General features: G+C 47.2%; 8 protein-coding genes and 3 pseudogenes. 6 read left to right on the forward strand and 5 right to left on the reverse strand.

Annotated elements, in window-relative coordinates; genetic code table 11:
* On the reverse strand, nt 1–893 hold an 893-nt coding region (locus tag ACMV5I_RS28375), incomplete at its 3' end, for an IS91 family transposase (RefSeq protein ID WP_414825845.1).
* A gap of 194 nt (nt 894–1,087) precedes the next feature.
* Nucleotides 1,088–1,504 (reverse strand): annotated as a pseudogene (locus ACMV5I_RS28380) (helix-turn-helix domain-containing protein); the annotation flags it as partial.
* Nucleotides 1,505–1,913: 409 nt separating this feature from the next.
* On the opposite strand from ACMV5I_RS28380, the gene ACMV5I_RS28385 reads away from it, so the two are divergent.
* From ACMV5I_RS28385 to ACMV5I_RS28410, 6 genes and pseudogenes are all read left to right on the forward strand, one after another.
* Nucleotides 1,914–3,572: a bifunctional sulfate adenylyltransferase/adenylylsulfate kinase gene (locus ACMV5I_RS28385; protein WP_414825846.1), complete on the forward strand. Its 1,659-nt coding sequence runs from the start codon at nt 1,914–1,916 to the stop codon at nt 3,570–3,572.
* Nucleotides 3,573–3,912: 340 nt separating this feature from the next.
* On the forward strand, nt 3,913–4,707 hold the full coding sequence (locus ACMV5I_RS28390; RefSeq protein ID WP_414825847.1) for a sulfite exporter TauE/SafE family protein: 795 nt from the start codon (nt 3,913–3,915) through the stop codon (nt 4,705–4,707).
* Between the two features lie 213 nt (nt 4,708–4,920).
* Nucleotides 4,921–5,931, forward strand: a complete 1,011-nt coding sequence (locus ACMV5I_RS28395) for a sulfotransferase family protein (RefSeq protein WP_414825848.1) — start codon at nt 4,921–4,923, stop codon at nt 5,929–5,931.
* Nucleotides 5,932–6,005: 74 nt separating this feature from the next.
* Nucleotides 6,006–6,797, forward strand: coding sequence for a 3'(2'),5'-bisphosphate nucleotidase CysQ (gene cysQ / locus ACMV5I_RS28400; RefSeq protein WP_414825852.1), 792 nt, complete (start codon nt 6,006–6,008; stop codon nt 6,795–6,797).
* Nucleotides 6,794–7,954 (forward strand): chromate efflux transporter, encoded by a 1,161-nt coding sequence (gene chrA, locus ACMV5I_RS28405; protein WP_414825849.1) that lies wholly within the window; start codon nt 6,794–6,796, stop codon nt 7,952–7,954. Before cysQ ends, chrA begins: the two co-directional genes overlap by 4 nt.
* Nucleotides 7,955–8,100: 146 nt before the next feature.
* Nucleotides 8,101–8,208: pseudogene (locus tag ACMV5I_RS28410) on the forward strand (IS6 family transposase); the annotation flags it as partial.
* Between the two features lie 139 nt (nt 8,209–8,347).
* Here ACMV5I_RS28410 and ACMV5I_RS28415 read toward each other — a convergent pair.
* From ACMV5I_RS28415 to ACMV5I_RS28425, 3 genes and pseudogenes are all read right to left on the reverse strand, one after another.
* On the reverse strand, nt 8,348–8,851 hold the full coding sequence (locus tag ACMV5I_RS28415; protein ID WP_414825850.1) for a transposase: 504 nt from the start codon (nt 8,849–8,851) through the stop codon (nt 8,348–8,350).
* Nucleotides 8,835–9,383, reverse strand: a pseudogene (locus ACMV5I_RS28420) (ATP-binding protein); the annotation flags it as partial. The pseudogene ACMV5I_RS28420 and the gene ACMV5I_RS28415, both read right to left, overlap by 17 nt.
* 199 nt (nt 9,384–9,582) lie before the next feature.
* Nucleotides 9,583–10,587, reverse strand: coding sequence for an IS110 family transposase (locus tag ACMV5I_RS28425; protein WP_414825851.1), 1,005 nt, complete (start codon nt 10,585–10,587; stop codon nt 9,583–9,585).
* Nucleotides 10,588–10,779: the final 192 nt, after the last annotated feature.

Consider the following 10,779-nt stretch of genomic DNA (forward strand, 5'->3'; position numbering starts at 1 on the left):
AGCATCTCTTCCTGGCTGATTTTTTGGCGTTTATATTGCTGCGTGCGGTGATCGTAATACTGATGGACCACGGCACCGCCGCGATAATGCCGGAGCTGGGAAGCCGCCACTGGCGGGCGCGTCAGATAACGGCCAAGGTATTTCACGCTGCGCCAGGCGCCACGGGTCTTTTTGGCAAAGTGCACTTTCCATGCTCGACGATATTGCGCATGCAGGTAGCGGTACCACCGCTCCTCGTTACGGATATGGCCGAAGCCTGGCAGGGAACTGGGGTTGATGCCCGCATAGTTGTCACGCAGCAGGTAAATGACGGCGTTGCGCCAGATTTGCTCTACCTCTTTCTTTTTAAAGAACAACTGTCGCCAGACGTTGTGTTTGACATCAAGGCCGCCGCGGGTGACTGAGACGTGGATATGCGGGTGCTGATTGAGTTGCCGGCCGTAGGTGTGGAGCGCGCAAAAGATGCCGACTTCGATCCCCTGCCTGCGTGCCCAGCGGAGCATGGCTCGGGTAGCGCAGCGAAACAGCGCGTTGAGCAGGGCCCAGTTATTGTTGAAGAACGGCCACAGCAGATGGGGCATAGTAAAAGTGATATGTTGCCAGTCGCAGTCTGGCAGAATGTGTTGCTGTTCGGCAATCCACTGCTCGGTGGCCTTGAGGCCACAGCTGCTGCAGGCTTTGGACTTGCAGCTCTGGCAAAAGAAGCGTGCGTGGGTGCAGTCCGGCGAGGCACAGCAGTAGCGCCGCACGCCCATGGCACAGGTGCCGCAAGCGAGCATGCGCTCGACGGCGAGTTTGGTCCAGTCGCTGAGGGTGTCGCCATGTTTATCGAGATAGCGGCTCCAGCCGTCATCGTGCTGGAACAGCAGCTTTGCGGGTCGTGGAATATACATGAAGCAGAGTTTACAGGGAGGCAGCGGGCAGGAAAAGGGCGTCGGGGCCAGCGTACTCACGCCAGCGGCGTGCTAATTTATGCGTGTGTATCAATGCGACGGTGAAGGATATGCCGCCGATCGCGTGTACGGAACATCAGCCGGCGCCAGCATTGATGTGAGTCTGGGTCTTAAAGACGGTTGAGGCTGCAAAGCAGCCGTGCTCGCACCGCAGGGGCGCTACGTTCGTAGCGAATAAAATCAGCTTTACGCCGAAATTTAACAACAGGTGTAACCTGATTCTGGCAAAGAACTTTGTGAATCGTTGCCATTGCCAGTGAGATTGAATGAAGTCGTTTTAACTCGCTCTGAATCCGCCTTGCCCCCAGATTTCGCAGAGAACGTAACTCCAGGATCAGAGCAACTTCGCTTGCGCCAGTTTTCGTTGATGGTGAACGCTTAGGGCGACGGCTATGGCTTTCCAGACCAGCGATGCCCTGAGCCAGATATCTGCGCCACCATTTACGCAATGTGGGCCGAGAAATGCCACAGCGACGGCATACGAACCCCGCATCACCGGACTTTTCATAGAGTTTTACCCACTGCAGTCGCTGTTGAATTTCCCTGTTCATAGTGAGGCATTATAGTGAAACGATGTCTATGAATCACACACATTATCGTTGTCTCCAGCCCCCTGAATGGTTTCAGTTAGAGGCGACAACTACCCTGACATGGGGGGCTACCTCTGGTTAAGAGTTTACTCACTTAGCGCCGTGTCCACTATTGCTACAGCCCGCTCACGCAGCTCTGGTGGGTAACGGTTTGCTCGTTTGGATGTCATTTCGGGTCTCCTTTCACTGAGAGTTTAGTCTCCCGAAAACCCGGTACGGTTCAAGATAATCAAAAATAATCATTCATGACTGAATATTTTGGCTAGTCTAAGATACATAGAAACAAGAAAGTATGTGTGATGAGCTTAACCGAGAAGAGTATGAAGTCCAGAGTGTAACTTAAACAACACACAGAAAAATAGGTAAAAAATTGATTTTAAATAATATTACAGACAATTCGATTGTTTCAGATTTGCGAGCATGGACCTTAACAGCGCGTCAAATTTGCGATCTGGAGCTCATAATAAACGGAGCTTTCTCACCTCTAAACGGTTTTCTCACTGAAGAGAATTATACGAACGTTGTACACAATATGCGCCTCATGTCTGGCGAGTTATGGCCGATACCTATTGTTCTGGACGTCACAGATGATTTTGCAGCATTTGTGTCTGAAGGTATAAAAATCGCATTGCGTACTCCTGAAGGGATTATCTTGGCCGTGCTGACTGTCAGCAGCATTTATCGTCCGAACCATATCGTTGAAGCTGAGAGGGTGTTCGGCACTACCGATGAGGCACATCCTGGCGTAAAAGTGCTAATGCGTCAAAATAACGTCAATTTAGGTGGGATTATAAATGCGGTTACACCGGTTACCCATCATGACTTTACCGAACTTCGCCTAGGGCCAAAGGAAGTCAAAACCGAAATTGCACTCCGTGGTTGGAAAAATGTGGTCGCCTTCCAGACTCGTAATCCAATGCATCGCGCTCATGTTGAACTAACGTTGCGGGCAATGAAGCAAGTAGAAGCAGGGCTGTTGCTTCATCCTGTTGTTGGTTTGACAAAAGCGGGTGACGTGGATCACTACACCCGTGTGCGTTGCTACAGAGAAGTACTACAAACATATCCAGCCGACTCTGTCATGTTGGCATTGCTACCATTAGCCATGCGGATGGCGGGACCACGTGAAGCAGTCTGGCATGCACTCATTCGTAAAAACTTCGGTGCCACGCACTTCATCGTCGGTCGCGACCACGCTGGCCCAGGAAAAAATAAAAATGGCAAGGATTTCTACGAACCATATGCCGCACAACAATTGGTGCAGGTGCATGCTGCTGAAATAGGTATCCAATTGATAGCATTTGAAGAGATGTTATACCTCGCTTCTGAGCAGCGCTATGTGTCTAGCTCCGAAGTGCTACCAGGGCAGACAGTTTTGAGCCTATCTGGTACACAATTCCGTGCAAAATTGACAGCAGGTGAAGATATTCCTGAGTGGTATAGCCCCCCTGAAGTTGTAGCTGAATTACGAAAAAGGTATAAACCTAAATCCGAGCAAGGTTTTGTTCTCTTTTTTACAGGTTTGTCTGGTGCAGGTAAGTCTACCGTTGCTAATACAGTTGCAGCTCGTTTGCTTGAGAATGGAAGGCGCACAGTGAGCCTGCTCGATGGTGACGTAGTGCGTCAACACTTGTCTAAGGGTCTTGGTTTTTCCAAAATGGACCGTGATATCAATATTGAACGGATTGGCTATGTGGCTGCAGAAATAGCTCGAGCCGGTGGCATCGCCATTTGCGCTTCTATATCCCCTTATGCAAAGACACGACAAACCTGTCGCTCTTTTGCAGAGGATCACGGTGTGAGTTTTTTTGAAATTTATATGGACACCAGCCTAGAGATATGCGAGCAGCGTGATTGTAAAGGGCTTTATGCAAAAGCTCGCAATGGTAAACTCAAAGGAATGACAGGTATTGATGACCCATATGAAAAGCCTGAAATGCCTGAACTTCGCATCAACACTACTGATATGTCAGTTGTTGAGTCTGCGGAAATTATAATTTCCACCCTGAGAAAGGCGGGGAACATATGAAAAAATCAGGCATGAATGATGTGCTATTTCATAATTTTAATAAATTTTTAAAAGGTGATTTTTTTAAATTTTATGATTTCAAAGATCGCAATAAATTCGGTTTAACATCAACTAAGAATATATACAAAGATCGTTCTATATCAATAAAACCATGTTGCCTCTATATAATGAAACGGGTGAGGGAAGGTAATGTAAGTATGACTGAAATTTCCTTTTTTAACCCGAAAAGTACTCCATGTTGGGCTAGCACACTAGATTTGGCCGTCAGCTTTCTGAAAAAAAAATGTGATACCTCTACGTGGGATCTGATTTTTTGCAACCGACTAAGGAGTAAAAGCTGATGAGTGTCGTCACTGAACTTATTATGGCCGGGGTGTTGGTTGGTTTTATGGTAGGGCTTACAGGAGTCGGGGGCGGTTCCCTTATGACCCCGCTTTTGATATTTGTGTTTGGTCAGACCCCTTCAACTGCGGTAGGCTCGGATATGTTCTTTGCCTGTGGAACAAAGCTCGTAGGGACTGCGATGCATCACAAACACAATTCTGTGAACTGGAAAGTGGTCAGCCTGCTAGCGGCTGGTAGCATTCCTGCATCAGTACTCGTGTTATTGTACTTGGGAATGACAAATTCGTCGTCTGGAAAAAGCTTTTTCGTCATGGCATTGCTGGGTACTATCATTTTTCTGGCTGGAACTCAGATGGTAGGCTGGTTAAAATTCAATCCTCGTCCCCTACAGATAAAGGAGGATATCGGCGTGAGAAAGCCCTATCTGACAATCCTATTTGGGGCCATATTGGGGGGATTAGTGACTTTGACTTCCATTGGAGCTGGCGCGTTGGGGGTCGTCCTTTTACGAACCTTGTATCCGAAAACTTTGCGGATTGCTTCCTTGGTTGGGACAGACTTAGCACATGCAATTCCTCTCACATTGGTAGCTGGCATAGGTTATCTTAGTATGGGGGCTATCCAGTTCAGTATGGTAGGCTATTTGCTGTGTGGATCAGTGCCTGGTGTTATTATAGGCAGCTTGTTGGCAAACAAAATTAAAGCACACATCGTCGCAAATATATTAGGGTTACTGATGATGGTAGTTGGTATCAAGACATTTCTCGCAGCGTTGGAAACTTATGTTTAAGATATTAAATACGATTTGGTATACAACTACGTTAAGGTTGCAATTACCAACATTAAATTAGGTGTACTGATAACAATAAAACCACTGCCCTGTAACACGAGAATAAATCTCATGGGCAGACTGATTGTCAGGATAGTTAATCTTTATTCTTTAGCGTCAAAATTTTTATATTTAAACTATCATTTACAGCGAGATTTATATCAAGGACTTGTGATGAAAATTTTCATGATCGGAACCCAAAGATCTGGCTCAAACTTGCTTCGTTTGATGATGAATCAATCACCGGAGATATCTGCTCCTCACCCTCCCCATATTCTCGAACGACTCATGCCATTGGTTACTGGATATGGAGACCTTTCTAAAAACTCTAACTTTGAGTTGATGATTGACGATGCTTGTCGTTTGGTCGAGCTCAACCCCGAACCCTGGGAAGGGGTTGTACTTGATCGAGCCAATATTAAAGCACGCTGCAAAAACCGCACCTTGGTTTCTGTTTGTGGAGCCATTTATGATCTCTGTGCTAAAGTAAATCATGCATCAAGTTGGTGCTGTAAGAGTTTAGCTAATGTCAATTATTTAAATGAAATTGAAACCTGTTTTGGCAAGGAGGCCCGGTATATTCATTTGTATCGCGATGGTCGGGACGTAGCGCTGTCTTTCACAAAAGCGATTGTGGGAGAAAAACATATCTATCACATAGCTCAATGTTGGGCCTCCGATCAACGTTTGGCTCTCGCTCAACGTAAATTGATAGAACCTTCCCGATTCTACGGAGTGAGCTATGAAAAGCTTACAAGCGAAGCGGATACAACCATTAAAGGCCTCTGTAATTTCCTGGAGATTGATTACACCCCATCCATGTTAGAGTCTGAAAAATCCAAGGACGCACAATCCGTTTCTCAAAAAAGTGTGCTTTGGGAAAATGTAGCCAAACCTCTTATGACAAATAACTTCAACAAGTTTTTGGAAAAAATGTCAGCCGAAGACATTCGCCTGTTCGAATTAGTAGCCGGGGATATCTTAGATGAATTGGGTTATCCGCGTTTCCATTCCTCTGTTGGAGAGACGAAGATTTTTTCCACGAAAGACATCCAAGAGTTCAGTATGGAAAATGAACGATTGAAGACATCATTTAATGAAAAAGTAGATCCCGAAGACAAGAAACGCCGGGAGACTCAAGCCTCTTTGATTAAAGAAATTAAAGCACGGCAAGCCTCCGTTTAAAAAATGTAGCTCAATGTAATCCCCTGATAGAGCATAAGGAAGACAGAATGACTAGTCGAAGCAAAGAGCGTTTTATGTTGGAGTCTGTGATTGAAATTGCTAAAGAAGCAGGAGCAGCTATTCTTAATATCTATCAACAAGGCGATTTAGGAGTGACAACAAAGGAAGACGACTCGCCACTTACATTGGCGGATATTGCAGCCCATCAAATAATTGTGGACAGACTCAAAGAAATATATCCCAACCTCCCGATCCTCTCAGAAGAAGCACCTAAACAGGATTTTGAGGAACGCCAATTTTGGGATAGCTATTGGTTGATTGATCCTTTGGACGGTACGAAAGAATTTGTGAAACAAAACGGAGAATTTACCGTTAACATTGCGTTGATTCAAAATAAAGTACCTATTCTGGGCGTGGTGTATGCCCCCGTGTTGGACATCTGCTATTTCTCATTAGAGGGGTTAGGCTCCTTTAAGCAGGTCGGTCATGGGGCTCCAAAGCTTATACAAGTTCAGATCCAAGGCGAGGGGAATTCCATCAAAGTCGTAGCTAGTCGTTCGCACAGTGATGAAAAAACCGTTTCGTTGCTCCAGAAATTAGGTAATTGCGAATGTCTGAGCATGGGAAGTTCTCTCAAACTGTGCCTGGTCGCAGAAGGCGCCGCTCATTTCTATCCACGTTTTGCACCCACCATGGAATGGGACACGGCTGCAGCTCATGCTGTCGTACTGGGTGCCGGTGGCGTCGTGTGGGATTTAAACCGTGCACCTCTGGTTTATAACAAGTCGAACTTGCTGAACCCCAGTTTTATCGTCCTTGCCCCTTCCAACCTTGATATCTTGAATAGCCTGGGTGATCTGCGATGAGTGAAAAACCCTCTCTCTGGTCGTTGTTCTGCGTGTTCTTACGGATTGGAAGTACCGCTTTCGGGGGCTTCATGGCCCTGATCGCGGTCGTGGAAAATCAAGTAGTGGAACGTCGAAAATGGATGAAATCCGAAGAGTTCTTGGATGGACTTTCCCTAGCAACAGTATTTATGGGAGCGGTGGCTGTGAATACGGTAGTTTATGTAGGGTATCGACTACGAGGAGGTGCTGGAGTCCTTGTTTGTATGCTGGGGATCATCCTACCATCGTTTTTCTTGATGCTTATCTTGACCTGGGCTTATCTTAGCTATGGAAGTATCCCTACAGTATCAAAACTGTTTATGGGCTGCATTCCGGCTGTTGCTGCAATTATTCTAGTGGCCGCGTTGAATATGGGGAAGAACGCGATCCTCGGACGAAAGGAAGCTATTCTGACTGTGATTGCAGCAGCACTGATGATTTCAGAAGGGAGCTTCTGGATGTCCATATTGGTTATAGTGGGATCAGGTGTGTCCGGTATATGGTTGTTCCGAACGCCTCTATCCCAAGACACCTCTGAATGTCCTTCAGTTTCCCCAAAGAAGATTTCTCTTAAAGGGATCGCTGTTGCTTCTCTGCTCTCTGTTCCCTTCCTCGCTGGAACTCTCACTGCCAAGCTATTTTTAACATTTGCCGGGATGAGTCTGCTTTTGTTTGGGGGGGCGTACGCATTCATTCCTCTGATTCATCAAACCGTAGTTGAAACGAATGGCTGGCTGACTCAACAAGAATTCGTGGATGCAATTGCTATGAGTCAAATAATGCCCGGACCGATTGTATTAAGCACCGTTTTCATCGGATATAAGCTTGCCGGAGTATGGGGCGCTATGGCCGCAACCGTGGGGATCTTTTTACCTCCAGCCTTATTGATGGTCATCGCTACTTCCTATTTGAACAAGATTAAAACGTCATTGGCAATTAAAGCAGTATTGAAAGGAGTTAGACCAGGAGTGATCGGAATGATTGTCTCAGCGGTAGTGGCTGTTGGAGCAACGGCTCCTCACACCGGGGTCTCGGTAATGATTTTTGGAACTACGCTATTTACTCTTCTCAAATTTAAATTGGATGTTGTTTGGATAATTCCAACTGCCGGCCTGTTGGGCCTCTTGGCATATTGAGGGCGTTGGTGCATGGATGGCTAAACCGGTATGCTGTGGTCAGTCCATGACATCACCCCATTCACAATGCCATATAAATACAATGGGCTCTGTCGCGTTAAAGCGGCGTCAGGTAATATGCTGTTTTTTTGTAATGTTGCCTATTAATGTCTCTGATCAGAAATGCCTTTAAACGCTTGCATTATCCCATCGATATCATCGCGCAATGTGTTCGTTGGTATCTGGCTTATGCCCTTAGCTTGCGCAATCTCGATGGTTAGGAGATTGAATCGACCATTTTTGAGATCCCTAACCATAGATCGTAGCGTGGCAGAGTCGCTGATGGTGGGAGTCAATGATAGATGACGTATGAAAATGCCAGTTTTGCCGTGTTTTTAAGCTAAAATCCATTTTTCAGGCGCACTTATCCAGAGCCGGTGCCTGAAGCCATCGTTTTTTCTCCATCCGCTGCAGCCTGGCCGACAGTAATTCTGTCGCATGCCTGCCCGCCTCGGCGCCGGCAAATCGCAGCCGATCACCGCACAAGATGCATTGGTACGGATCTGTGCCCAGGAAGCCTTTCATCAACACCGCGAACCCTGGCCGTTTGGGCTTATCCCGCACCGCCATCGACAGCGCTTCGTAGACCTTCGGCAACAGTTGGCCCCGTTTGCGGTTGGCCAAAAAGCCGTAGTACCGCACCCTTTTAAAATGCCTCGCCGGAATATGGCTGATATAGCGCTGGAGCATCTCTTCCTGGCTGATTTTTTGGCGTTTATATTGCTGCGTGCGGTGATCGTAATACTGATGGACCACGGCACTGCGTATTCCGGTGAAAGTGAACGCTGATTCCGGACGAACGTGAACGCTTTTTTTTCTTAACGCGCCTACTGTGTTTTTATTAACTCTTCTGTTCACTTTGGTCAACCTGAGACCGGCGTTTTCTCATCGACTCGCCCTTCATGTCCAGACGATGCGCGTTGTGCATCAGACGATCCAATATCGCATCTGCCAACGTGTTATCGCCCACGCTTCCATACCATTCATCCGTTGGCAGCTGGCTGATCACCACCGTTGATGTTTTGCCGTAGCGATCGTCCATCAGCTCCAGTAGGTCATTTCGTTGAGCCCCAACCAGCGGCTCCAGGCCCCAGTCGTCCAGGATCAGCAGTTGCGTCTTCGCCAGCATCGACAGCTGCTTCTGGTAACTCCCGTCCGCACGGCTCTGCATCAGCTCCGGTAACAGACGGCTCAGTCGCCAGTACTGGACGCTGTACCCCTGCTGGCAGGCGTTGTGCCCCAGGGCGCATCCCATGTAGGTTTTCCCGCAGCCGCAGGGGCCCGTTATCAACAGGTTCTGGCCTTTCGCTATCCACTCGATGGTTAGGAATCTATGGCCACTCCCGTTTTTGCAACACCGATATTGAAGATATTGTTGGCTTGCATGAATCTATCCGGCGTCTTAATGGACCTTTAGCCCGCGCCCCGATGAGTTCCGCGCCTGGTGAACCTTATAAACTGGACGGCATTTTATCTGCCATTCCTAACCACAGGTTTTTCATCAGGCCGGTTAGCCGTTTTTATCATCAATGATCAGTATTCGCAAAACCAGATAAGCCACTGTTTAAACTTCTAAATACAACCTATAATTACGCGGCAAAGGATTGCTGCCGGGTCGTCAGTGCCCATGCGATCCTGGCCAGCTTGTTTGCCAGTGCACAGGTCACCACAAAATTATTCTTCCGCAGTTGTAACTCCCTGACCCAGTCGGCAAGTTTCCCCGACCTGTGTGCCAGCGTCCGCAGATACACTCTGGCACACTGTACCAGCAGTGCCCTCAGCTTTTTGTTTCCTCGTTTACTGATGCCCAACAGCGTAGTTCGACCTCCCGTGCTGTACTGGCGAGGTACCAGCCCCGTTGAAGCGGCAAAATCCCGGCTGTTGCCATACTGTTTACCGTCACCCAATTGGGTGGAAAGAAGACTCGCAGTCAAAGGGCCGACGCAAGGTATCGAGAGTAATCTCTGACCTGCACTATCTTCATTCAATGATATCTGCAGCTGGGTTTCTAACTCTTTAATTTGTTTAACAAGATAACCATAATGCTCACATAATTTCTGCAGCAAACCAGCCATGTAAGGAGGGAGTTCGTTTGTCTCCAGAATTTCTGCGAAACGCTTTATCAGTGTCGGGCCTTTTGGGGCGTTGACACCAAATTCCAGTAAAAATGCCTGCATCTGATTTGTTGTTTTAACTTTGTCTCTGACCAGCGATTCTCTTACCCGGTGTAAGGCATGCATTGCCTGCTGAGTCTCCGTTCTGGGCTTAACAAAACGCATTGATGGTCGTGATGCGGCTTCGCAGATTGCCTCTGCATCAACAAAGTCATTTTTGTTTGTTTTGACGAATGGACGGACAAATTGCGGTGATATCAATTTGGGCGTGTGTCCCAGTTCTGTCAGTTTACGTACCATAAAGTTGGCACCACCGCAGGCTTCCATCACTATGGTGGTTGCCGGACATTGCGCCAGAAATTCAAACAGCTTTTGCCTTGTGAATTTTTTGCGATAAACCGCTCTCCCGTTGCTATCCTGACAATGGATGTGGAAAGAGTTCTTACCCAGGTCGATACCAATCAGCGCAATGTTTTCCATGGTAGTTCTCCGAATTAAGCCTGTTTTTAGCATAGTATCCAGGAGGAGGGAGTGGCCATCTCATTATCTGGAAAAGCGTTTTAAAAAATTCATGACCATAAATAGCAGCGTGACACATGCCCGTGTGGCGTGGCATAGCAAGATGTTATTGATGAAAATACCAGTTTTGATGTGTTTTTAATCTAAAACCCA

The organism is Serratia sp. T13T92 (assembly GCF_047530105.1).
Taxonomy (GTDB): Bacteria; Pseudomonadota; Gammaproteobacteria; order Enterobacterales; family Enterobacteriaceae; genus Chania; species Chania fonticola.